The organism is Bacillus sp. NPDC094064, from assembly GCF_050279585.1.
Taxonomy (GTDB): Bacteria; Bacillota; Bacilli; order Bacillales; family Bacillaceae_G; genus Bacillus_A.
Window position 1 is genome coordinate 474,481 of sequence record NZ_JBNNUI010000001.1, and the last position, 23,686, is coordinate 498,166.

Annotated in this window: 20 protein-coding genes; 14 read left to right on the plus strand and 6 right to left on the minus strand. The window is 37.0% G+C overall.

Features of this window, described 5'->3' with window-relative positions; genetic code table 11:
* Positions 1-125 precede the first annotated feature (125 nt).
* The 6 genes from ACQKNI_RS02535 (at position 126) to ACQKNI_RS02560 (ending at position 6,779) form a co-directional block, all read left to right on the plus strand.
* Complete coding sequence (locus tag ACQKNI_RS02535; protein WP_088229451.1) at positions 126-2,417, plus strand: glycoside hydrolase family 3 C-terminal domain-containing protein; 2,292 nt, start codon at positions 126-128, stop codon at positions 2,415-2,417.
* A 202-nt stretch (positions 2,418-2,619) separates the two neighbouring features.
* Complete coding sequence (locus ACQKNI_RS02540; protein ID WP_098253474.1) at positions 2,620-3,663, plus strand: ArsR/SmtB family transcription factor; 1,044 nt, start codon at positions 2,620-2,622, stop codon at positions 3,661-3,663.
* A gap of 57 nt (positions 3,664-3,720) precedes the next feature.
* Complete coding sequence (locus tag ACQKNI_RS02545) at positions 3,721-4,935, plus strand: MFS transporter (RefSeq protein ID WP_427282171.1); 1,215 nt, start codon at positions 3,721-3,723, stop codon at positions 4,933-4,935.
* A gap of 98 nt (positions 4,936-5,033) precedes the next feature.
* Positions 5,034-5,360 carry a heme-degrading monooxygenase HmoA gene (hmoA, locus tag ACQKNI_RS02550; protein WP_071711829.1) on the plus strand — a complete coding sequence of 109 codons (327 nt, stop codon included), beginning with the start codon at positions 5,034-5,036 and terminating at the stop codon, positions 5,358-5,360.
* Positions 5,361-5,419: 59 nt separating this feature from the next.
* On the plus strand, positions 5,420-6,124 hold the full coding sequence (locus ACQKNI_RS02555) for a nucleotidyltransferase domain-containing protein (protein WP_098253476.1): 705 nt from the start codon (positions 5,420-5,422) through the stop codon (positions 6,122-6,124).
* A gap of 235 nt (positions 6,125-6,359) precedes the next feature.
* Positions 6,360-6,779 carry a VOC family protein gene (locus tag ACQKNI_RS02560; protein ID WP_088229447.1) on the plus strand — a complete coding sequence of 140 codons (420 nt, stop codon included), beginning with the start codon at positions 6,360-6,362 and terminating at the stop codon, positions 6,777-6,779.
* A 104-nt stretch (positions 6,780-6,883) separates the two neighbouring features.
* On the opposite strand, the gene ACQKNI_RS02565 is transcribed toward ACQKNI_RS02560, so the two are convergent.
* The 5 genes from ACQKNI_RS02565 to ACQKNI_RS02585 form a co-directional block, all read right to left on the minus strand.
* Positions 6,884-7,489 carry a hypothetical protein gene (locus ACQKNI_RS02565; protein ID WP_140417271.1) on the minus strand — a complete coding sequence of 202 codons (606 nt, stop codon included), beginning with the start codon at positions 7,487-7,489 and terminating at the stop codon, positions 6,884-6,886.
* Between the two features lie 65 nt (positions 7,490-7,554).
* Entirely contained in the window at positions 7,555-8,337 is a 783-nt protein-coding gene (lsrF, locus tag ACQKNI_RS02570; protein WP_088229445.1) for a 3-hydroxy-5-phosphonooxypentane-2,4-dione thiolase, read from the minus strand.
* A gap of 6 nt (positions 8,338-8,343) precedes the next feature.
* Entirely contained in the window at positions 8,344-8,706 is a 363-nt protein-coding gene (locus ACQKNI_RS02575; protein WP_000909986.1) for a cupin domain-containing protein, read from the minus strand.
* Positions 8,707-8,731: 25 nt separating this feature from the next.
* The gene (gene lsrK / locus ACQKNI_RS02580; protein WP_098253477.1) at positions 8,732-10,294 is read right to left on the minus strand and encodes an autoinducer-2 kinase; all 1,563 of its coding nucleotides are present in this window, start codon (positions 10,292-10,294) and stop codon (positions 8,732-8,734) included.
* Positions 10,294-11,244, minus strand: a complete 951-nt coding sequence (locus tag ACQKNI_RS02585) for a sugar-binding transcriptional regulator (protein ID WP_098253500.1) — start codon at positions 11,242-11,244, stop codon at positions 10,294-10,296. The genes lsrK and ACQKNI_RS02585 overlap by 1 nt, the downstream gene beginning before the upstream one ends.
* A gap of 179 nt (positions 11,245-11,423) precedes the next feature.
* On the opposite strand from ACQKNI_RS02585, the gene ACQKNI_RS02590 reads away from it, so the two are divergent.
* From ACQKNI_RS02590 to lsrB, 4 genes are read left to right on the plus strand one after another with little or no spacing between them, the layout of a single operon-like run.
* Positions 11,424-12,905, plus strand: a complete 1,482-nt coding sequence (locus tag ACQKNI_RS02590; RefSeq protein WP_098357492.1) for a sugar ABC transporter ATP-binding protein — start codon at positions 11,424-11,426, stop codon at positions 12,903-12,905.
* Positions 12,902-13,855, plus strand: coding sequence for an ABC transporter permease subunit (locus ACQKNI_RS02595; protein ID WP_088229441.1), 954 nt, complete (start codon positions 12,902-12,904; stop codon positions 13,853-13,855). The genes ACQKNI_RS02590 and ACQKNI_RS02595 overlap by 4 nt, the downstream gene beginning before the upstream one ends.
* Positions 13,852-14,841 carry an ABC transporter permease gene (locus ACQKNI_RS02600; protein ID WP_140417268.1) on the plus strand — a complete coding sequence of 330 codons (990 nt, stop codon included), beginning with the start codon at positions 13,852-13,854 and terminating at the stop codon, positions 14,839-14,841. The genes ACQKNI_RS02595 and ACQKNI_RS02600 overlap by 4 nt, the downstream gene beginning before the upstream one ends.
* Positions 14,838-15,881, plus strand: a complete 1,044-nt coding sequence (lsrB, locus tag ACQKNI_RS02605) for an autoinducer 2 ABC transporter substrate-binding protein LsrB (protein ID WP_088229439.1) — start codon at positions 14,838-14,840, stop codon at positions 15,879-15,881. Before ACQKNI_RS02600 ends, lsrB begins: the two co-directional genes overlap by 4 nt.
* A gap of 46 nt (positions 15,882-15,927) precedes the next feature.
* Here the strand turns inward: lsrB and ACQKNI_RS02610 are convergent, their stop codons facing one another.
* Complete coding sequence (locus ACQKNI_RS02610) at positions 15,928-17,430, minus strand: malate:quinone oxidoreductase (RefSeq protein WP_088229438.1); 1,503 nt, start codon at positions 17,428-17,430, stop codon at positions 15,928-15,930.
* Between the two features lie 381 nt (positions 17,431-17,811).
* Between ACQKNI_RS02610 and ACQKNI_RS02615 the strand changes: the two genes are divergently transcribed.
* From ACQKNI_RS02615 to ACQKNI_RS02630, 4 genes are all read left to right on the plus strand, one after another.
* Positions 17,812-18,858 carry a DUF2332 domain-containing protein gene (locus ACQKNI_RS02615; RefSeq protein ID WP_427282172.1) on the plus strand — a complete coding sequence of 349 codons (1,047 nt, stop codon included), beginning with the start codon at positions 17,812-17,814 and terminating at the stop codon, positions 18,856-18,858.
* Positions 18,859-19,169: 311 nt separating this feature from the next.
* Complete coding sequence (locus ACQKNI_RS02620; RefSeq protein WP_088229436.1) at positions 19,170-20,909, plus strand: sigma 54-interacting transcriptional regulator; 1,740 nt, start codon at positions 19,170-19,172, stop codon at positions 20,907-20,909.
* Positions 20,910-21,162: 253 nt separating this feature from the next.
* Entirely contained in the window at positions 21,163-22,767 is a 1,605-nt protein-coding gene (locus ACQKNI_RS02625; RefSeq protein WP_088229435.1) for an ATP-dependent acyl-CoA ligase, read from the plus strand.
* A 53-nt stretch (positions 22,768-22,820) separates the two neighbouring features.
* Entirely contained in the window at positions 22,821-23,612 is a 792-nt protein-coding gene (locus tag ACQKNI_RS02630) for an enoyl-CoA hydratase (RefSeq protein WP_088229434.1), read from the plus strand.
* Positions 23,613-23,686 lie beyond the last annotated feature (74 nt).

Below are 23,686 nucleotides of genomic sequence, written 5' to 3' on the forward strand. Positions count from 1 at the left end.
TCTATCCTTTAAAAATTAACTAAATTTTTTACAAGTATTCTAAAAAATATACCATAATATATAAAAAATAATAACTATAATAACTTTAAGAAAGCGTTTACTTCATTATTTTTAGGAGGGCTACCATGAAAAGGGATATTAAGAAAATCATTTCACAAATGACATTAGAAGAAAAGGCAAGCCTATGTTCTGGATTAGACTTTTGGAATACAAAGGGGATTGAGCGATTAGGAATTCCTTCTATTATGGTAACTGATGGGCCACATGGGCTTAGAAAACAGGCAGAAGGAGCAGATCACTTAGGGATTTATAATAGTATTCCATCGACTTGTTTCCCATCAGCAGTAGGATTAGCGAGTACATGGAATAAAGACTTAATAAATGAAGTAGGAGTTGCGCTAGGAGAAGAATGTCAGGCGGAAAATGTAGGTGTTCTCCTTGGACCAGGTGCAAATATTAAACGTTCGCCGCTATGCGGAAGAAACTTTGAATATTTTTCAGAGGATCCGTATTTATCATCACAAATGGCTGTAAATCATGTTAAAGGCGTACAAAGCCAAGGAATTGGAACATCATTAAAACATTTCGCTGCTAATAATCAAGAGCATCGCAGAATGTCTGTAGATGCAATTGTTGATGAAAGAACATTGCGTGAAATCTATCTTGCTAGTTTTGAAGATGTTATTAAGGAAGCACAGCCTTGGACAGTAATGTGTGCTTACAACAAAGTAAATGGTGAATATGCTTCGGAAAATAACTATCTGTTAAATGATATTTTAAAAGATGAATGGGGATTTGAGGGCTTTGTCGTATCTGATTGGGGCGCAGTAAATGAGCGTGTCGCAAGTTTAGCGAACGGTTTGGAGTTAGAAATGCCTTCAAGCTTTGGAATTGGTGAGAAGAAAATTATTGAAGCAATTAATTGTGGTGAGCTATGTGTAGAAAAGCTTGATCAAGCAGTTGAGCGCCTTCTTTACATTATTTTTAAAGCCGCTGATAACCAATTAGAAAACGCTATGTATAGTAAGGACGAGCATCATCAGCTTGCAAGAGAAGTTGCAAGTGAAAGTATGGTTATGTTAAAAAATGAAGATTCCATCCTTCCATTGAAAAAAGAGGGAGCGGTAGCGATAATTGGAGGATTTGCAAAACAACCACGTTATCAAGGAGGTGGAAGCTCTCATATTAATCCAACAAAGCTTGAAAGTATTCTCGAAGAAATTGAAACGGTATCAGGTGAAAAAACGAACATATTGTTTGCACAAGGTTATGATATTGCCAGTGATGATGTAAATGAAATCATGGTTAATGAAGCGAAAAAAATAGCAGAGCGAGCAGATACAGCGGTCCTTTTCGTTGGACTTCCAGATCGTTATGAATCTGAAGGTTTTGATCGAAAACATTTACAGATGCCAGAAAATCACGTGCAATTAATTGAGGCTATTGCTGAAGTTCAAAGTAATATCGTTGTAGTTTTAAGTAACGGTGCACCAATTGAAATGCCTTGGATAGGTAAAGTAAAAGGAATACTTGAAGGCTATTTAGGTGGTCAAGCATTAGGCGGAGCGATTGCTGATTTATTATTTGGTGATGCGAATCCAAGCGGAAAATTAGCGGAAACATTCCCGAAAGTTTTAAGCGATAACCCTTCTTACTTAAACTTCCCTGGTGAAGGTGACAAAGTGGAATACAAAGAAGGCGTGTTCGTAGGATACCGTTATTACGATACGAAAAATATTGAACCATTGTTCCCATTTGGTTTTGGGTTAAGCTATACAAACTTTGAGTATAGTAATCTTTCAATTAATAAGAAAGAAATAAAGGATATAGAGACTGTTTCTGTAAGTGTAAACGTGAAAAATATTGGTAGTACAGCAGGTAAAGAAATTGTTCAGCTTTATATAAAAGATGTTGAAAGCACAATGATTCGTCCTGAAAAAGAACTAAAAGGATTTGAAAAAGTGGAATTGCAGCCGGGAGAAGAAAAAACGGTTAACTTTACCTTAAATAAAAGATCATTTGCTTATTATAATGTTGAATTGAAAGATTGGCATGTTGAAACAGGTGAATTCGAAATTTTAGTAGGAAAGTCTTCAAGAGAGATAATTTTACATGATAGCATATATGTTCAATCAACGACTATAATTCGAAAATCAGTACATCGTAATACTTTACTAGGGGACATATTTGCGGACCAAGTTTTAGCACCAATTGCAAAAGAGCTTATAGAAAAGGCATTAAAAGACAGCCCGTTTGGTAGTATGGCTGAAGGGGATAGTGATACTTCTGAAATGATGGGTGCTATGCTAAACTACATGCCGTTACGAGCGTTAGTGAACTTTAGCGCAGGTGCTTTTACAGAAGAAATGTTAAGTGGAATAATTGTGCTATTAAATGATGCGCAGATGAATCGATAAGCGGTGAATGAATTTTAATTACGATCAAAAAATTTATAATCAATAAAAAACGTAGTTTACAACTAAACTGCGTTTTTTTTACGTTCAATGAATTATTAAATTTAAAGGATTGTAAATATAAAAAAATTTAAATTCTAAAAAAATAGAAGGTATAGTTCGAAAAAAATAGAATTCAATACATAGCAAACAAGGAGGGGATAAAATGGAAGTCTTTCACGTAACGAGTAGAAAAAGGGAAACATACAACATTCAAATGAAGTATTCGATACTTTTCGAATGTGCACTTGGCATTGCGGCAATTACTCATAAGAGGTTAATAGACACGCTCGAAAAATCTCAAAGCGAATGGGAAGAAATTAGGGAATCATTAACAAAAGAGATGAGAGAACATTTACAGTTTGTCGAAGAGCATAATACGTGGAAAGCGTTGCTACAGTTATTGTATGAAGGGGATTTTCAAGACTTATCGCAGTTTAATGCTAAAATTGATTCGCTTTCAGAAAAAGGGTTGAAGTATATATGTTTACCGTTTTTAGGAGAGAAGTATCAAGAGAAAAGAACTTTAGCGGCAAGTGGAAACGTAGCTGCAATACAGGAACTAATGGAACTAACACATGACCATCAGTTTTTCGCTACGTATATTGGCTTTATATGTGATGTAGATGTACAAGAACTAAAAAATCACTTAATCGCTGTAATGACAGGATGGTATGAGATTGTTATTAAAAAAGAGGAGGAAGAAATTCTTTCTATATTAGAGCGAGACTATGAGGCAAAGAATGAAATGAATAAAAAAATGAAACCAGAAGAGTTTGTCGAGTGGGCCACTGGTGGAGTGAACTATATGCCAGAACCAAGTGTTCATCACGTACTTCTTATTCCGCAAATGACGTATAGACCGTGGAATATTGAAGCGGATATTGAAGATACGAAAGTGCTTCATTATCCAGTTGCGAATGAAAGCATCCATCCTGAAGATCCATATGAACCGAATTATTTTTTAGTTCAAAAGCATAAAGCACTTGGGGATGAAGCAAGGTTACGCATTGTAAAAATGTTGTTTGAAAAAGAACGTACATTGCAGGAAATGACAGAAAGATTGCAACTTGGTAAATCGACAGTACATCATCATTTGAAACTGTTACGTGCAGCTAAGCTAGTTGATATACACGATGGAAAATATGTATTGAGGAAGAAAGCAGTGCAGTCGTTAGCGAAAGAGTTAGAAGCGTTTTTGAATAGATAATATACAACGAGAATGTACATAAAGGGAGGAATTTAAGAGGAAAGTTGGCGAGCTATAGTGAAGAGTGTATTGAAAAACCGCTCCTTCTTTTATATGGGGATTGGTAGTGCAATTTCAGAATTAGGCGGGGCTTTCGGCACGTTATGTAATTCAATTTTAGTATATGAGTTAACAGGGTCGAAAACAGCATTAAGTAGTATGTGGCTATTATATTTTATTCCGTCTCTCATACTGCAGCTAATATGCGGACCATTTATTGATAAATGGAGCCGGAAGTGGATAATGATTTTTTCTCAATGGGCGCGGGCAACAGTTTTCTTACTTCCTTTAATCATGCTAGTTACAAGCAGTATAGAAGTTTGGCACGTGTATGTCGTTCAAATCGTAATCGGGCTCATTACTCCGCTTTATACACCTGCAAGTCAAGCAATTACACCGAGCATTGTAAGTAAAGAGCACCTTCAAGATGCAAATGGCTATATTGATGGAATGAATCGTCTTATGATGTTTCTTGCGCCAGTACTAGGTGGAATCGTTATTAAATTTATTGGGCTCAAATTAACGATATTTTTTGTTTGCACTTGTTTATTTATAAGTGGAGGTTTGTTATTTTTTATAAAAGAAACAAGAGTAAAACAAGAACTAAGAAAAACTTGGCTGGAACAGTTTCTTCACGGTTTTACATATTTTTTCACAAAACCAATTATCGTTTGGCTCGGTGTCTTTCTTACTTTCGTGCAATTTGGAGTAGGAGTAACGATGGTTACAAACCTTCCTTATATAAAAGATGAACTGTCAGCGGGATATGCGGAGTTTGGGTATTTTATGGCCGGTTTCCCGCTTGGCTATGTAGTTGGATCGATACTAGTCGGAAAAGTAACATATAAAAGCAGGCGTATACTTATGCTTGGAGGATTGTTTGTAGGAGGGCTCACATACATTTCACTAGGGATTAATCAAAGCATTATCATTGCGATATTAATCGAAGTCATAGCAGGTATTTGCATTGCATTTTTCAATATTCATAACACGACAATATGTCAACAATCAGTCCCAAACAATATGATAGGAAAAGTATTTTCAGTACGATTATTTTTCATACGATCCGCTATGCCGTTAGGTGTGTTATTAGGGGGCATACTGAGTGAAATGTGGGGAGTGAGAGTACTATACTTTATTATAGGATCGATTATATGTGTCACTTCTTTCATAGGAATATTACTTCCATATTTTAAATTTCTGGATGAGTCGATCGAAGAGAAATCTGCATAATTCTAAAAATTTAAAACTTTATAATTGAAAATAATTATCATAATCAACTATAATGGGAGAATAGTAGTATTCGTATTATAAAGAGGGAGTGGGATTATATGTTTATTGAAACGAAAACATTTACAGTAAAAGAAGGTACTTCAAATATAGTTGTAGAACATTTCACTGGAGAAGGAATCATTGAAAAATTTGAAGGCTTCATCGATTTAAGTGTTCTCGTGAAAAAAGTAAGACGCGGTGATGAAGAAGTAGTCGTTATGATTCGCTGGGAATCTGAAGAAGCATGGAAAAACTGGGAAACGAGTGAAGAACATTTAGCTGGACATAGAGCGAGCCGTGGTAAACCAAAACCTGATCATATTATTAACGTTGAACATGGTGTTTATTATGTGAAATCATCTAAAGCGGCTTATCAGCAGTCGTAAAATACAAGTAGAGGATACAGCAAACATGTATCCTCTTTTTTAGTACTGAGGAGATGGAAATGATAGAAAACCTTGCATTCATTACATATAAAAAACATAAAAAATTAGTGCAAACAATAGTAGCTGAAATCGTATCTAAAGATAAGGTAAATGGATTCATGCTAATTGGATCTGTCGCAAGAGGCGATGCATATCCTGAATCTGATTTAGACTTCTATATTCTTTTAGAAGACGGACAAAAGAAGAAATTTCATTCTGAAACGAGAGAAGATATTTTAGTTGAATATAAGAGTGCAGATGTTAATCAAATACAAGTAAACTTTAAAAACAATCCGATGGAACTATACTCATTTTTAGAAGGGGGAATTTTGTTTGATAAAAGCGGCGAGTTAAAAAAGTTAAAGGAAATAGCTACATATGAATTTGAAAACTATCGTGTTTCTAACGACAAAGTGAAAAGCATTTCTCATTGGTTACATAGTTCGCTCATTAAAATTCAGTCTGCTCTGAAAGCAAATGATGAGTTAAAAGCTTCATACATAGTTCATACGTCAACTTGGACATTGTTAGAAGGGATATGGGTTATTAATAATAAGCCAGTACCTCCAGCTGGATCTGTTTTGAAGTATATACAAACGCTACCTAATAGACCGAATCGTTTTGATGAGTTGATAAGTAAAGTGTTTTTAGGGGATACACGAGAGCGTATCTCTTCAGCAATTTTCTTGATGGAGTGGGTGTTAATGAATTTGGAGAGTAAATAATAAAACGAACATGATTGCCAATTTTAATCGGTAAATACATACTCCGTTTCAAGACGTTCACATAATTTCATTCACTGTATTTTAAATGTTTCATTGAAAAAATGTTCTAGACGATAAAAAAAGGTATTAGACTATTACAAAATGAACACTTGAATACAACCCCTTTACTATTGGGGTGCTATTAATATGGGGCAATATACTATCGTATAACCCTTGTTTAAAAGGAGATGAGTGAATGAAGTTGAATCATTTAAATTTATGCGTTGATGATTTATCAAAAGCGAGACATTTCTTTGAAACATTTTTTGATTTTCAATTTTTGGAACAAAAGGGAAAAGCGCTTGTAGTGATGAGTGATGAGAGTGGATTTATACTTGTGTTAAGTGATCCGAAAGCATTTAAGGGGAGTAAGGAAGTTACGTATCCGGAAGCTTTTCATATCGGTTTTTTAGTGGAAACTACAAGTGAAGTTGATCAAGCATATAATCGTTTAGTAGCTGGGGGCATTGAAATAGACAAGGAGCCGTATGCAATGAGAGGTAGTAGTTATGGTTTTTATTTTTCAGTATTCAATGGCTTATTAATTGAAGTTTCTTGTCTTGATTATAGAGAAGGTAAGAAAGTTTCAAAAATTAATAGCGATCAACAAGAGTAATCATTTGAAGGTGTATATATAGCCCCTTATCCAGTTTGGAAAGGGGCTTGCTTATTTTATTACCTTATTTATCTTACTATTTGTGGATTGATTAAAGTCTCACCTTATTTGTCTATCTGAATTTTAAATTCAAGCACAGCTTGATCTTTCCTAAACGGCATACTGAGTTCTTTAAATCGTAAGCTTATTCCAGACAAATTATCAGGAAGGACAGGAGATACAACGAATTGATGATTCATATGTCCATCGGTGCCGCCACCACCTTCTGACCAGCAATCGTATGTATCATCTATTGATAATTGGAAGAAACTATGAGGCTTATTTTCAATAAAAGCTTCATCCGTGGAATCCCAATCGCTATATAAATAAACTACACTAGCATTTGCATATTGCCGAATAAAAGTTACAGTATACATGACGCCATTATGTTCATAAGTTTTAAAAACAGGTACATGTTTTTTAAACTCAGTTGGTTCAACGCGAGGTTTAAATTCTTCTTCATCCATTATGGAAGAGAATAATGAGTTTAGATAGTCTGGATAAAATTCGTATTGCTTTGCCCATTTATAAATCGCTTCATCATGTGGAAAACCTGGGTCACCACCTGAAAGTTCTTTTCGTTCTTTTAATAGGGCGCAAATTTTTTCATCAATAGAGTATAAGCGTTCATCGTAATGATCGGTAGGACGTTCGAACGTCATTCTTCGCATAATCATTCCTCCTTTACTTTATTTTAACAAAAAAGACAGACTAATAAATAGTCTGTCTTTTTACATTAATTCTTCACATCATCATAAAGTTCAAGCGCCTCTTTCACATTCAATCTATTCTTCACAATACCATGTATTGCTTGAATCATCGCAGCTGGGTGCTCGGATTGCCATATGTTTCGGCCCATGTCTACTCCGATCGCGCCTTCCTGTAGTGCATTGTACGTAATGTTTAATGCGTCTTCAATTGAATCTAGTTTTGGGCCACCCGCGATGACAACTGGGGCAGGGCATGTGCTCGTTATTTTTTCGAATCCTTCGCAGTAGTACGTTTTAATAATGTCAGCACCCATTTCAACGCATACGCGGGAAGCGAGTGCGAGAAAGCGAGCTTCACGTTTTTGTAGTTCTTTTGCGACTGCGGTAATGCCGAGAACTGGTAGGCCGTAATCGTGAGCTTCTGAAACTACGTTTGCGAGATTCGTAACCGTTTGTGTTTCATAGTCTGATCCGACGAAAACAGAAACACCAACACCAATTGCGTTTTGTTTCACTGCTTCTTTTACAGGTGTAACGATTGTTTCATTCGCTAAGTCTTTCCCAATGATAGTAGCTCCGCCAGATACACGCATAACCATCGGTGTGCTGCAGTTTTCAGGAATACAAGAGCTAAGTACCCCTCGCGTTAAAAAGAGGGAATCTGTGTAAGGAAGCAAGTTTTTCACTGCCTCAAGTGGTTGTTCTAGTCCGTGAATCGGTCCTAAGAAATAGCCATGATCTATCGCAAGCATAACCGCTCTGCCATCAGGTAAAATTGTATTTAATCGATTTTTAAATCCCCAAGTCATTAGGAATCACTCCTTTGTTAATGTTGGATTTTCCGTTTGCACAGTATCTTTATTTGGTAAATGTGGTGACTTTATGAAAACAGCTTTAAAAGGTTTGTCAGAATGGTTAATTAGATAGTGAGATTCGTGAGGACGAACTTGCAGGACATCACCTTGTTTAATTGGGACTCTTTCGTTATTTACATAGAAGTCTATTTCGCCTTCTAATGCATAGAAGACTTCTTCGCACGTTGTATGATAATGGTTTTGAAACTCTTGCCCAGGCTGAATGACAACAAGGCCTAAATCAATATTCGGACCTTGTATTAAATATTTCGGCCCGTTATCACCGAAGCGATAGGAGAAATCATTTTCATTCGCTTTTAACATACATTCCACTCCTTTATGTAATGTGTTACAGAGCGCCGGGTGCAATCCACATATGTGAGGTGAGCCCTTTATCGGCTAAAGCGAGCTGACTGTCATACACAGTTTTCCATGTTTCATAGAACTCCTTATAAAGTTCGTGATTTTCAGTGATTGGTTCAAATGTGTGTTCCCATTGTACAAACTGTTCGGCAGTCTCTTCCATAGATTTATATATTCCAGCGCCAACTCCAGCAGCAATTGCAGTTCCTAACGCCGCTGCTTCTTTTACAACTGGTACTTTTACAGAGATGCCGAGTACGTCTGAAAGAATTTGTGGCCATAGTTTTCCTTTAGCAGCTCCGCCAGCAAAAACAACTTCAGAAGGGAATGTACCAGTGAGATTTTCTATTAATTTTAAGTTTCCGAGTGTAACGAAAGCAGCATTTTCTTCAATAGCGCGGAACATTTCTTTCTTACCGCATTTATCTGCGTCTAAACTTAAATTTAAAAAAGAAGGTGCGGCATGACGCCAAGAAATGTAGTTCATAACGTTTGAAAAAGTAGGGATAATGCCATGTGACCCGGTCGGCACGTCTTTTGCTTGTTCTTCTAATAATTCATAAGCATCTATACCGAGTTTTTCAGCGAGCTTCTTTTCTTCTTGGCAAAAAGCATCTCGAAACCAGCGCATAACAAGACCAGGGAAAAAGGCAATCGTTTCATATTGCCATAAGTTCGGAACGACATGACAATTTACGCGAATCGCAGCTTGTGGATCCGTTATTGGCTCAGTAATATTCACTTCTTGTTGCCAAAAACTGCCTCCGCATATTAGTGTTTGATTTGGCTTAACAACTCCAGTTCCGAGTGAGGCCATTTGCGCATCACCGCCGCCAGCGACGACAGGAATTCCTTCGCGTAAACCAGTTAATGCTGCACACTCTTTTGTAACAGTACCAATCACTGTACCAGCTTCATTTACTTTTGGTGAAAATGGCAAAGCTAGACCGCATTCTTTAGCGACGCTGTTATCCCAACCTCTATTTTGTAAGTCGAAAATACCAGACGTACATCCGTTGGAAGGATCAATTTGTAGTACGCCACTTAATTTATATAAAATCCAATCATTTAACATCGTAAAAGAATGAATATCGCTATAGACGTTTGGCTCATGTTTTTTTATCCAAAGTAGGCGAGGTAAAGCACCTAATGAAAAAGTTTGTCCAGACGTTGTATATAGATCTTCTTCGAGATGTGCCCGGATTTCTTTTAGTTCACTAACTTCAGCAGATGCACGCCCATCAACATTTGCGCAGGCCCATATTTCTTGCCCACTTTTATCGTATAATACGAAACCTTCACGCATACTTGTAGCGCTTATAGCTTGAATAGAAGAGGGAGATATATTACTTTTTTGCATAACTTCTTTCGTGCACTCTTGTACAAGCTGCCAATTTTCTTTCACATCAAAATTCATAGAGCCTGGGTAACGAGGATCAGATTTATGAATCCATTCTTTTTGACTTACTGCAATTTGATTGCCATGTAAATCAAAAAGAACTGCTCGAATGCTTCCTGTACCAGCATCGAAAGCTAATAAAGTAGACATTAAGAATCACCGTCCTTTCGTAATAAAGAGAGCGCTGTTTCTTCATCAGTAATTAATGTATGAATAAACTTTCCTTTTAAAGCCCCATAAATGGCATCTATCTTTTGAATGCCTCCAGCAACACCAACGACATGATTCATGTTGCGCAAAATAGAGAGAGGCGTGCCAATTAGGCGATTGTGATGCGGAAGCTCTAATAAATTGCCATTCGTATTATAAAACTGTCCTAAAATATCGCCAACGCCGTTTTGGCTACGAATATATGTCATTTCACGTAGCGTTAATTTTTCTTCTTTCACAATAGTGGCATCTTGCGATAAACCGCCAATACCGACAACTGCTGTTTGAGCAAGTGAAGCGACATGCAGCATATCTTTTACACTCGGTTCTGATAGAATACTTTGTGCCATTTCGGTTGTAGATGCTAGAAACGGCGTAGGGATAATGTGAAGATCGCCTTGCATGTAATGTAAAAAGTTTTGTTTTCTTGGGAGATAGTGGTTTACTCCGCCTGTTAACGTTACGATTGAAAGGTTAATAGAACTTTCAAAATGAATGTTTTCTAGCATTTTACTTATCGTTTCGCCCCAGCCAATGCCGAGTAAATCGCCTTGTTGGAGCTGGGTTTCTAAATATTGTGCAGCAGCTTTGCCGAGAGAAGTAACATAATCGTCTATTGGAGTAGGGATAATGAAAGCATCTTTTAAGTGGAACTTTTTTATTAGGTCACGTTCAATACTTAAACAGTGTAAACCAGTTCCTTTTATATGAAATGTTACGATTCCTTCACTGCGTGCCTTATCTAATAACCGAACCACTTTATTTCTTGAAATGTGGAGAAGTGAAGCGATCTCCTGTTGGGTTAATTGATCTTTATAATAGTACCAAGCTACTTTAGTTAATAAATTTTCTTCAAAGTTCAGCTGTGACATACTCTTCATCCCTTTCAACAATTGACCAATGCTTAAACATATGTGCCGTATATTTTGTTTATTCCAGTTGAAACGATAAATAGTCTGGTGAAAAAAGTGTTCTAGATATGAAAAAAGGAATATACAATGCTACAAAACAAGTAGAACAAATAATCATTTTCTCAAAAAATGTTCTGGATAAAGGCAGGTGACATCATGTGGAAAGCGTACCCTTATTACAAATAAAGAAAATGAGTAAGGCGTTTTCAAATCAACTTGTACTTAAAGAAGTGAATTTACAAGTAGAGCGTGGTGATATATACGCTTTAGTTGGGGGAAATGGTGCTGGAAAATCAACATTAATGAAAATATTAACGGGGTTATATTCGTATGATAGTGGAGAAATGTATGTAAAAGGCATGAGGCAACAGTTTGTAAATCCAAAAGAAGCACATCGAGAAGGGATTTATTTAATACCACAAGAACCTCTCATTTTTTCGCATATGACCATTGAAGAAAATATATGTATCGGACTAAAGGGGCATAGAAAGAAACTAAAGGTAAAAGTTCAGCAATTAATTGACAGTTTAGGTTGGGATATTGATCTTAATGAGCTAGGAGGATCGTTATCCATTGCGCAGCAACAATTAGTAGAAATCGTTAGAGGATTAATACGAGAAGCCGAGATTCTTATTTTAGATGAGCCAACATCGACATTAACAACTCACGAAATGAAGAGTCTTTTTGTGTTGCTGAAAAGTTTACAAGAAAAAGGAATTGGAATGATATACATTACGCATCGCTTTCCAGAAATCTTTGAAATTGCCAATAAAGTAGCGATATTACGTGATGGCATGATTACAAACCAAGGGGATGTATGTAATTATACCTATGACATATTGATGGAGGGACTATTACCAAAAGGGTATAAGCAGAAAGAGAAAAAAGAAGTAGTTCAAGAGACAGAAAGGATGAAAAAGATATTAGAAGTGATTGATGTGAATGGTCACGCATTCGAAAATATATCACTAACTGTACATGCTGGAGAAATTGTAGGTATTGCTGGCATTGTTGGATCAGGTAGAACAGAACTAGCAGAAGCGATATTCGGATTGAAATCTATACAATCAGGTTCCATTTTATTAGAAGGAAAATCAATTGATACATGCTCTTTACATAAAAGGCTAAGCGAAGGACTCGTTTACGTTCCAGAGGATCGGGCGAGAAATGGAATTTTTTCAATTGCATCTGTGACAGAAAATATGACAGCAGCCAGTTTACAGCAAAATAATCGCTATTTTATTAATCGAGAAAAAGAAAGCGCTTTAGTAAAATCGTTTATAGAACAGTTTCGAATTGTTGTACCGAATATGAATGTAGAACTTGCATCTTTATCAGGAGGTAATCAGCAAAAAGTCGTGCTTGCGAAATATCTCGCATGTAATCCGAAAATCATTATTCTAGATGAACCAACGCGTGGAATTGATGCGAAAGCAAGGCTTGAAGTGTATGAGACGATAGAAGAAATGAAGAGGGAAGGACTTGCCATATTATTAATCTCTTCAGATGTAGAGGAAATTGTCCAATTAGCAAACCGTGTATATGTAATGCGAAATGGGCAATTTGTTTCTAGTTTGGAGAAAGAACAAATAAGTGCGGATGAAGTTACACGCCTTGCATACGGAGGTGTAACAGAATGAAGCGTTTGTTTAAAATGCATGAGACGTCTATCGTATTGTTACTATTCATTTATATAGTTATTGTTGGAATAATAAATCCTAGTTTTGTTCAATTTAACTCGTTATCTTTAGTAATGAAATCAAGTGTTATTTTAGTCGTTCTAGCAATTGGCCAATCTTTCGTCTTATTTACGAAAAATATAGACGTATCAGTTGGCTCGATTATGGGAATAAGCGCAGCGGTTTGCGGAATGATGTTAACGAATGGTTATAGTGCATTTTTGTCTATACTTACTGCTATTTTGCTAGGAGCTGTTATCGGTTTCGTAAACGGGATTGGCGTTGCGAAGTTTCGGGTACCAGCCATCATTATGACATTAGGCATGCTAGGCATCATTAGAGGTTCGATGCTAATTTTCACAGGCGGAAAGTGGATTGAAGATATTCCAAATGATTTCAAACAACTGTCATCAATCGTTATACTTGGCTTACCAATCACAGTATGGAGTGTTTTTATTATTTTATTATTACTGTATTTCTTTTTAATGAAAGTACCATACGGAAGGTACTTCTATGCGGTTGGTGATAATGAAGACGGTGCGAGACTTGTTGGAATATGTGTCAATAATGTAAAGACATACGCTTTTATGATTTCAGGCACAAGTGCTGGGCTTGCTGGTTGCATATTTGTTATGAATATCGGGTTCGTTCCAAATCAAACAGGTACAGGATTAGAATTGCAAGTAATCGCCGCCGCTGTACTAGGAGGAATTCATTTAAAAGGAGGAACAGGATCTATATATGGAGCGGCATTAGGAGCATTATTTTTAGAAGCAATAAGTAGCTCACTCGTATTTTTAAAAATCCCAGCATTTTGGAATAATGCTATTTCAGGTTTTTTATTATTACTTATCATCATATTGGATAGTGTTATGAAAAAGTGGAAAGCAGAAAGGAGGATGAATCTATGAAATATTTTTACAGATGGGAAGGTGTTTTAATCGTATTGCTTCTTATAGAATTCGTCCTCTTTAGTTTTCTAAATAGTGATTTCTTAAATGTTAGTAATCTCCTTTTTAGTACAAATGATTTCCTATTCATCGCAATCGCGGCGATACCAATGACTTTCGTTATTGTAACAGGAGGAATTGACGTATCGGTTGGCTCAATAATGGGGCTCACTTCGATCTTGATCGGTGTACTTTGGATGAAGGGTATCCCTATTTTACTAGCAGTCATAATCGCCTTAATAATTAGTTGCTTAGCAGGTGCTTTAAACGGACTCATTATAAAAATGACAGATGTAGAACCACTCGTCGTTACACTAGGAACGATGTTTTTATACGGAGGGATTGCGCTCGTTATTTCAGGAGGAGCGGGTGCTTCTGGATACGAAGGAATCAGTGGTTTACCTGACGCATTTGTACAACTGGCAAATATGAGTTTTATAGGAATACCTAACTTATTATGGTTACTTATCGTATTAACAATCATATGTACTACATTGTTTCACAGAACGATATATGGGCGTCACGTTAAACTAACAGGGGCGAATGAAAATGCAGCGAAATACACGGGGATCAAAACGAAAAAAGTAGTTATCATTGCTTACATACTTTCTGGGTTAGGAGGTGGATTAGGGGGAACTTTCTTAACTGCATATTTCGGTTCCGCCCGTGCTGATATTGGAAGTGAAACGATTTTACCAATTATTACGGCAGTCGTATTAGGCGGAACACTTATTACAGGTGGAAAAGGTAGCATTTTTGGTACGGTACTTGCTAGTATTTTCATTGGACTTATGCAGTATGGTCTACAAATGACAGGTTTAACAAATGAACAATCCAATGTAGTAATAGGTATTATCCTTATTCTTTCAGTTATTATGAGACATTTCAAATTACATCAATTCTTAGCGGAAAAAAGAAGGAATTTGCATAAGGGGGAAATGTCATGAAGAGAAAACTGGGGATTGTATTGATTGTATGTATTTGTTTAATCGGTTTAATTGCGTGTTCTAGCCAAACGGCAGATAAGAAAAAGGCTGATGATGTGAAATTTGCATTTATTCCGAAATTAACAGGAGTTGGTTTCTTCACATCGGGTGGTGAAGGGGCAAAAGAGATGGGAGATAAGTTAGGCGTGCAAGTGAAGTATGATGGACCGTCTGAAGCGAGTGTTTCAGGGCAAGTTAAATATATAAACAATTTCATTAATCAAAACTATGATGCGATTATGGTTTCATCTACGTCAGTGGATGGGCTATCGCAATCACTGCAACGTGCTAAGAAAAAAGGGATGACGGTGTTAACATGGGATTCTGATGTGAATCCGAAAGATCGTTCTTTTTATATAAGCCAAGGAACACCAGATCAACTTGCTAATTTATTAATAGAAATGACTTCAAAGCAAATTGGAGATAAAGGAAAAGTAGCATTCTTTTATTCTAGCCCGACAGTAACAGATCAAAACCAATGGGTAACGAAAGCGAAAGAAATTATTAAAAAGAAATATCCGAATTGGGAAATTGTAACAACGCAATATGGTGAAAATAATGCTCAAAAATCATTATCAGTAGGAGAGAACATATTAAAAACGTATCCCGATATTAATGCAGTCATTTGTCCAGATGCAACGGCGCTTCCGGCAATGGCGCAAGCAGCTGAAAATTTGAAAATGGATAAAAAAGTAGCCGTAACCGGATTCTCTACACCAAACGTCATGCGTGATTATGTAAAAAGAGGTACAGTACAGCAATTTGGACTATGGGATGTAAAACAACAAGGTGCCCTCGCTACGTATGTCGCAAATGAAATTGTTGTAAAAGGGAAGAAGTTAAAAGTAGGCGATAGCTTCGAAGTAAAAGGAATTGGCAGAGTGAAAGTAGAGCCAAACTCGATTCAAGGATATGACTATGAGGCAGAAGGAAATGGAATTATCGTATTACCAGAGCGAGTTGTATTCACGAAGGATAATATTGATAAGTATAATTTCTAGTAATGAAAAAACGTCCGAATATATCGGACGTTTTTTGATCTCATCATTAATTATGAACAGTTTCTTTTTCGTTTAATCCAAGTGTGCGTCCTGTGGAAGCGTGTAAATCTTGGAATAGCTTTGGATTTTCAGTTAGTGAAATGCCGTAAGAAGGAATCATTTCTTTAATTTTTGGTTCCCATTCAAGGATACGACCTGGGAAGCATTTTTCTAATACTTCAAGCATGACGTGAACGGCAGTAGAAGCACCTGGAGAAGCGCCAAGTAACGCAGCAATTGATCCGTCAGCCGCACTAACAACTTCTGTACCGAATTGAAGTGTTCCTTTACCGCCAGCATCAGTGTCTTTAATTACTTGCACACGTTGTCCAGCAACTACAATGTCCCAATCTTCACTTTTCGCATTCGGAATGAATTCACGTAATTCTTCCATACGTTTTTCGTGTGACAACATAACTTGTTGGATTAAGTATTTTGTTAATCCCATTTCTTTTACACCAGCTGCTAACATCGTTAAGACGTTATTTGGTTTTACAGAGCCGATTAAATCAAGATTTGAACCAGTTTTTAAGAATTTAGGTGAGAACCCTGCAAATGGTCCAAACAGTAAAGCTTTTTTATTGTCTATATATCTTGTATCCAGATGAGGAACAGACATTGGCGGAGCGCCAACTTTAGCTTTACCGTATACTTTTGCATGATGTTGCTCAACAACCTTTTGATTTTTACATACCATAAATAGTCCACTTACTGGGAATCCACCGATATGTTTTGATTCAGGAATACCAGTCTTTTGTAGTAGAGGTAGACTACCGCCACCACCGCCAATAAAGACGAATTTTGCAGTGTGATGCTCGATTTTTCCACTGTTCATATCATGTACTTTCACATCCCACAAACCGTTCTTTGTGCGTTTAATATTTTCAACACTATGTTTGTAGTTTAGTTCGACATTTTTAGTTTTTAAGTAATCAAACAACATGCGCGTTAACGCACCGAAGTTAACATCTGTTCCAGAATCAATTTTCGTTGCAGCCATTGCTTCATTAGATGCACGGCCATCCATAATGAGTGGAAGCCATTTTTTTAATGTTTCAGGAGCATCAGAAAATTCCATCCCTTGAAATAGAGGATTTTTTGTAAGCGCTTCAAAACGATTTTTTAGAAACTCTACATTTTTTTCCCCTTGTACTAAACTCATGTGGGGTAGTGGCATAATAAAATCTTGTGGATTACGAATTAAATTTCGTTTTACAAGATACGCCCAAAATTGTCTTGAAAGCTGAAATTGCTCATTCACTTTTACAGCCTTACTAATATCTATAGATCCGTCAGATTTTTCGGAAGTATAGTTAAGCTCGCATAGCGCAGAATGCCCAGTACCTGCATTATTCCATTCGTTAGAGCTTTCTTCCCCGGCACTTGCGAGTTTTTCAAAAACTTTAATTTCCCATTCTGGTGCTAATTCTTTTAGCAATGAGCCTAACGTTGCACTCATAATTCCTGCACCGATTAAGATAACGTCTGTTTTTTGCTGCATGTTGCTCATGATAATCTCTCCATCCCCTATATTGGCAAAAAAGTGTAGGTGTTTACTATATCTAAGCCGTAAAATTGAAAACACCGCCTAGGCCCCACCTAGGTGTATACCTTTTTTGTCTCAATTATATAACCATCTCATACTCTATTATAATAATTAATAGACTAAAATATCTAGTGTTATCTGATAATTTTAAACTAATTCCTGCTATATTTGCTAAAATTCTTATTTAACAAGCACTTTTCAGTGAATGAATAGAAAAAAATCACGGTTTGAAATTATCCCGAAAAAGCTTACATACCCCTAAGTGGTTAGGGAGGATACCTTTTTATAGAAATTTATCCCTATAAATGGTAAGATTATTCAGAAAAATGAAAAGGAGGGATACCAATGCGTACACAAGAACAAATCGCAAATTTATTTCGAAACTTTTCAATAAAGGAATGTAAAGGATCAAGTGATTTATACGAATATTTATCAATAAACATTGCTGAAGATGAGGAAGTACTTACACTATCTTCTTATGCTCAAACAGGCCAACCAATCCCGAATTTATTATTAGGCGCAGTACATTATTTATTGTTAGTCGGTAAAGAGCATGATTTAAAAATGTATTATAGTAGCTTAGTTGAGAATGTCACTACAAATTTAGATAAAGCTTTTGAACACTTTAAAGATTTTTGTAAGGAGTACCGAGAAGAAATCATTACTTTATTACAAACGAAACTCGTTCAAACGAATGAAGTAAGACGATGTGCGTACTTATACCCAAGTTTCTGCTACATATTTAACAAAGTGAAGAAACCGTTAGCGTTAATTGAAATTGGGACAAGCTCTGGATTACAACTGTTCTGGGACAAATATAGCTATTCGTACGGTACAGATGAAACATACGGAAATATAAATTCGAATGTACATGTAACTTCTGAAATAAGAGGGGAGAACGTACCTCATTTATTAAAAGAAAGTCCACCTGTCGTAGAAAGAGTTGGGCTTGATTTACATGTGAATGATTTACATAATGAGGAAGATTATTTATGGTTACGTGCACTAATTTGGCCGGAACATAAAGAAAGGCTTGAAATGTTTGATCAAGCAGCATCTTTAGTAAAAAAGGAATCTGTCCAATTAATAGAAGGAGATGGTGTGGAGCTATTGCCATCTATCATTAATCAAATAAGCGAAGATGCTGTTATTTGCATTTTTCATACACACGTTGCAAATCAAATACCTGAACAAGTAAAACGTAAGCTAGAAAATCAAATTCAAGAAATCGGTGCAAAACGTGATGTATGCCACCTTTATAACAACATGTGGGACCGGGAACTTCATATGGATTATTATATTAACGGAAACGAATATCGTGAAACGGTTGGAGAAACAGAAGGGCATGGTAGATGGTTTAGCTGGAAGCTTTCGGATAAGACTTTACGCTAAAGGAAACCTACTAATTATGGGTTTCATCACCAATATTCGTAATAAAAAACAGCTGATGGAAGATACTCCATCAACTGTTTTTTACTTTTTACTAAACGCATTAGATATTAAAGATAAAAGGAAAACATTCCTTTGCTGTAAGTAGCAAATAGCCGATTTGCCCAGTGTCAATACAGACCTTTCCGGCTAATCAGCTATATTTCTAGTCCAAGAAATTATTACTTCAAACGGAAGATCCGAAGGAAAGTAAATGTTTAAAATGAATATATAATACATGTGAGAAAGAGCATAATTTGATAGGGGGGCTTCAAATGCATAAGGTTGAAAGAGTGAATTTGCAGTTAACTAGTCAGGCTCTTCAGGTAATGAATAATGGAATTGCTGTTATAAGTCATGATGGAATCATAACATTTGGCAGCCAACTATTCTGTAGCATGTTACATAAAATAGAAAATGAAATAATAGGTAAGCACATATCAACGATTATTCCTGATCGGAAAAAGCTAGTAGTGAATCAAAATGATAGTTTGTACAAGTACGAGTGTAAGATTGGCAACCAAGAGTTTATTGTGAATGAATCCAGTGTATATCAGAGTGGGAAAGAAGACGGATCAATTATCATTCTGGAACGTAAGGGAAGAAGTATACAGTTCTTAGAAAGTGTCATCAGTCGGTATGAAAATTCCTTAAATTTACTGTCGGAGTGTATTCTAGGGGTAAATGAACAAGGCGTAGTCAATTTTTTAAGTGGTTCTTATGCACAATTTTTAGGGATTGATGATCCGAAGGAAGCGATTGGTAAGCATTGTACGGAAGTTGTTGAGAATACGAGGATGCATATTATTGTAAAGACGGGACAGGTAGAAATTGGGCATATCCAGCGTATAAGTAATCGGGATATTATCGCAACTCGCATACCGATTGTTAAGGACGGTAAGATTATGGGTGCGATTGGTAAAATTATGTTTCACGATATACAGCACTTTAAAGCTTTAGGGGATCAGATTAGTGCAATGGAATCAAAGTTATCTTACTATCAAACTGAATTACAACGTCTACAAGAAGGGAGACTGTCTTTTCAAAGTATTATAGGAGAGAGTGCGAAAATGAAAGAAGTCAAAACGATGGCTTTGAAGGTTTCTAAAAGTCGGTCTACCGTTTTGATAAGAGGAGAGAGCGGTACAGGGAAGGAGCTCTTTGCGCATGCGGTACATCGTGCAAGTCCACGTGCTAGTGGTTCATTTATTCGTTTGAATTGTGCTGCGATTCCAAAGGATCTTTTGGAGGCTGAATTGTTTGGATACGAAGAAGGGGCTTTTACAGGAGCGAAAAAAGGCGGTAAGCCTGGAAAGATTGAGTTAGCTCATAAGGGAACATTGTTTTTAGATGAAATCGGTGATATGTCTTTGGACATGCAGGTGAAGTTACTTCGTGTGTTGCAAGAAAAAGAGATTGAAAGAATCGGTGGTACGAAAATTCAAAAGATTGATGTCCGTTTCATTGCGGCGACACATCGAAATCTCCATGATATGGTGCAAAGAGGAGATTTCAGGGAGGATTTATATTATAGGTTAAATGTGTTTGCGATTGATATTCCTCCGTTACGAGAAAGAAAGGAAGATATGATACATATAACGGAATTTTTAATTCGAAAATTGAATGGAGAGCTAGGTAGTAACGTTCTTTCATTGGATAAGAGAGTAAGGGATATATTCATGGAGCATAATTGGCCAGGTAATATTAGGGAGCTAGAGAATGTGTTAGAACGAGCGATGAATGTTATAGAAGGGATGATTATTCAGGTGCATCATCTTCCTGTCTATTTGCGAAAAAAAGACTTGGAAGAAGAAATATATCATGAAATGTATGCAGCGGATCAAGAGAAGAATGAGGTGAGCTATTCACTGCAGGAGGAAGTGGAAGCTGCTGAAAAACGAGCGATTATGAGGGCGTTAGAAAAAACAGTTGGAAATATAAAAGAGGCAGCCAATCTTTTAGGAATTCATCGGGCCAGCCTGTATCGGAAAATAGAAAGATATGGCATATCATGAAAGAAAGAAAAGGGCAAATAGGCCCTTTTTTTATTTTGCAGTAATAAATACTGTCTCTATTTTGCGACATTTTCTTATAGATGCGACACGATTGTTAATATTTGTAGCGCAAATGCGACATATGATAGCAACCATGTAAGGGGGACGCAGAGTATGTCCCTTATGAAATAAGTGAATAGGAAATGAGTCGATTTTTGGCATGTTTCTTGCTATATAAATAAAAAAGAATTTAGCAGGAAGGGGATGGAATTTAATGCTGGAAAATCATAGTTTACCGTATTTTATTATGGAAAGTATCGAAAAAACACCAAGTAAGGTGTATTTACAATTTGAAGAACAAAGAGTTACGTATGAGGAGCTCTATCATCGGATTGCAAGAGCCGCAGCGGGATTTTGTGAGCTCGGTATTCAAAAAGGTGACAAAGTTTGTATTATGCTTCATAACACTCCTGAATATCTAGATGTATGGTTTGCTTTATCTTTTATGGGAGCAATTGCGGTGCCTCTGAATGTGCATTTAAAAGGGGAAGGTTTGCAGTATATTTTATCTCACTCCGATTGCAAGCTAATTGTCGTTGATAAGGAATTTGCTCCTCAAATTGATTCTTGTTTGCCATTCATACAAAGGGACATTCAAATTGTCGTTCGTGGAATGAACGACAGCGCAATCATATCGGAAGCCGGTAAAGAGCGGCTTGTAATCGAATTGAAAGATGTACTGAATACAAATAATCATCATCTACCCACTGAATTTGTTTCCTCCGCTTCTATTAACAGTATCCTGTATACCTCTGGAACCACAGGGTTACCTAAAGGGGTCATGTTAAGTCATTCTGCCTATGTAAATTCTGCACAGTCATTTGCCACCTATATGGTTGGCGCGAGTTCGAGGGATATCTTATTTACAGCTCTACCGTTATTTCATATTAACGCCCAAGCTCATACAGTACTTGGTGCTATTTCTTCCAATGCGACGATTGCTCTTGGTAAGCGGTTTAGTGCTTCTGGATTTTGGGATGAAATTCGCGGTCATGGCGCAACCATTTTTAATTCTTTAGGATCTATGATTCCTATTCTCTGTAAGCAACCAGAAAAGGAAAACGATAATGAAAATTGTGTAAGGGTGACAGCTTGTGCTGCTACACCTAAGGAATTTTGGAAGCCATTTGAGGAGAGATTTGGCGTCCGGATTGTGGAAGGCTACGGATTAACGGAAACGACGGGTTTTTGTGTAACGAATCCACTCTATGCCAATAAACCGCCTTCTATTGGAAAACCGTATTCTTACGTAGAGGCGAAGATTGTTAATGAGGATGGTAATGAAGCGCGGACTGGTGAAGTTGGAGAGATTTTTATACGTTCGTTACAGAGACAAACATTCATGGAAGGTTACTATAAAATGCCGGATAAAACAGAGGAAGCGATGAAGGAGGGATGGTTCCACACAGGGGATCGCGGTTATCTAGATGAGGAAGGTTACTTATATTTTTGCGATCGAATTAAACAGTGTATCCGGAGGCGTGGAGAAAATATTTCCTCCTGGGAAATCGAAAAAGTTGCGAATAATCACCCGAAAGTACTTGAATCAGCGGCCATTGGTGTTCCATCGGAAGTGGGAGAAGAGGATGTCAAATTATATGTGATTGTAAAGAAAGGAGAAACGATATCCCATGAAGAGATTATAGATTGGTGTCAAGAACGTATGGCTTACTTTATGGTGCCAAGATATGTTCAGTTCAGTGAAACTTTCCCAAAAACTGCTACGGAACGGATTCAGAAATTCAAGTTGAAGGAGGAAGGAATTGGAAGTGCTTGGGATCGTGAAAAGGTTGGCTATGTAATTAAAAGAACAAGTTGATGCGCTGACGGTAGTAAGGGTATCTCATTACATAATAGAAAGAAGGGATTGAATTGGAAAAAAAACGGGTTGTTACATGGTCCAAAGAAAATGGAATCGCGACGATTCTTATTGATAATCCTCCTGTGAATGTACTGAGCTGTGCTGTGGTCGAGCAACTGACGGCGGTAGTCGATGAAATTGAACTGGATGATGAAGTAATTGCTGTAATTCTAACAGGCGCTGGAGAAAAGGCTTTCGTTGCAGGAGGGGACATCAAGTCATTTCCAGACTGGATTGGGAAAGGGATTGAATATGCAGAGGAAAAATCATTGTGGCTTCAGAACCCATTAAATAAAATAGAAAGGTTGCCGAAGCCTGTAATCGCTGCTATTAACGGATTAGCACTCGGGGGTGGATGTGAATTAGCCTTATCATGTGATTTACGGATTATAGAAGAACATGCCCAAATCGGGCTTCCCGAAGTGAAATTAGGCTTGTTTCCAGGTGCAGGGGGAACGCAACGTTTGCCAAGATTAATAGGAACTGCAAGTGCGAAAGAAATGATGTTCACTGGCGAATCGCTCACTGCTGAATTAGCTTGGCGAGTTGGTTTAGTGAATCATGTTGTTCCGCGTGGCGAATCGCTGAATAAGGCGAAGGAACTAGCCACGAAGATGGCTCGATTTTCCCTTCCTGCTTTATCTTTGATGAAGCAATCTATTAATAATGGGCTATCTTTTTCGCTTGAGGAAGGGTTAAAAATAGAAGCTGAGAATTTTGGGCATGTATTTCAAACGAGTGATGTAAGAGAGGGGGTAGAGGCCTTTATAGAAAAGAGGGTGCCAATCTTTCATCATAAATAAAAAGCTATAATATGCAAAAAGTAATGCCTGCCTCTGGCAGGCATTACAACAATATATATAAACAGAAAAGGATA

Coding starts and splice junctions, on each gene's coding strand:
- ACQKNI_RS02565 (WP_140417271.1), bottom strand. CDS start 7,489: ATGCGAAGAATGACGTTCGAACGTCCTACCGATCATTACGATGAACGC.
- ACQKNI_RS02625 (WP_088229435.1), top strand. CDS start 21,163: ATGCTGGAAAATCATAGTTTACCGTATTTTATTATGGAAAGTATCGAA.
- ACQKNI_RS02600 (WP_140417268.1), top strand. CDS start 13,852: ATGAAATATTTTTACAGATGGGAAGGTGTTTTAATCGTATTGCTTCTT.
- ACQKNI_RS02610 (WP_088229438.1), bottom strand. CDS start 17,430: ATGAGCAACATGCAGCAAAAAACAGACGTTATCTTAATCGGTGCAGGA.
- ACQKNI_RS02620 (WP_088229436.1), top strand. CDS start 19,170: ATGCATAAGGTTGAAAGAGTGAATTTGCAGTTAACTAGTCAGGCTCTT.
- lsrB (WP_088229439.1), top strand. CDS start 14,838: ATGAAGAGAAAACTGGGGATTGTATTGATTGTATGTATTTGTTTAATC.
- lsrF (WP_088229445.1), bottom strand. CDS start 8,337: ATGACTTGGGGATTTAAAAATCGATTAAATACAATTTTACCTGATGGC.
- hmoA (WP_071711829.1), top strand. CDS start 5,034: ATGTTTATTGAAACGAAAACATTTACAGTAAAAGAAGGTACTTCAAAT.
- ACQKNI_RS02555 (WP_098253476.1), top strand. CDS start 5,420: ATGATAGAAAACCTTGCATTCATTACATATAAAAAACATAAAAAATTA.
- ACQKNI_RS02560 (WP_088229447.1), top strand. CDS start 6,360: ATGAAGTTGAATCATTTAAATTTATGCGTTGATGATTTATCAAAAGCG.
- ACQKNI_RS02575 (WP_000909986.1), bottom strand. CDS start 8,706: ATGTTAAAAGCGAATGAAAATGATTTCTCCTATCGCTTCGGTGATAAC.
- ACQKNI_RS02540 (WP_098253474.1), top strand. CDS start 2,620: ATGGAAGTCTTTCACGTAACGAGTAGAAAAAGGGAAACATACAACATT.
- ACQKNI_RS02535 (WP_088229451.1), top strand. CDS start 126: ATGAAAAGGGATATTAAGAAAATCATTTCACAAATGACATTAGAAGAA.
- ACQKNI_RS02615 (WP_427282172.1), top strand. CDS start 17,812: ATGCGTACACAAGAACAAATCGCAAATTTATTTCGAAACTTTTCAATA.
- lsrK (WP_098253477.1), bottom strand. CDS start 10,294: ATGTCTACTTTATTAGCTTTCGATGCTGGTACAGGAAGCATTCGAGCA.
- ACQKNI_RS02595 (WP_088229441.1), top strand. CDS start 12,902: ATGAAGCGTTTGTTTAAAATGCATGAGACGTCTATCGTATTGTTACTA.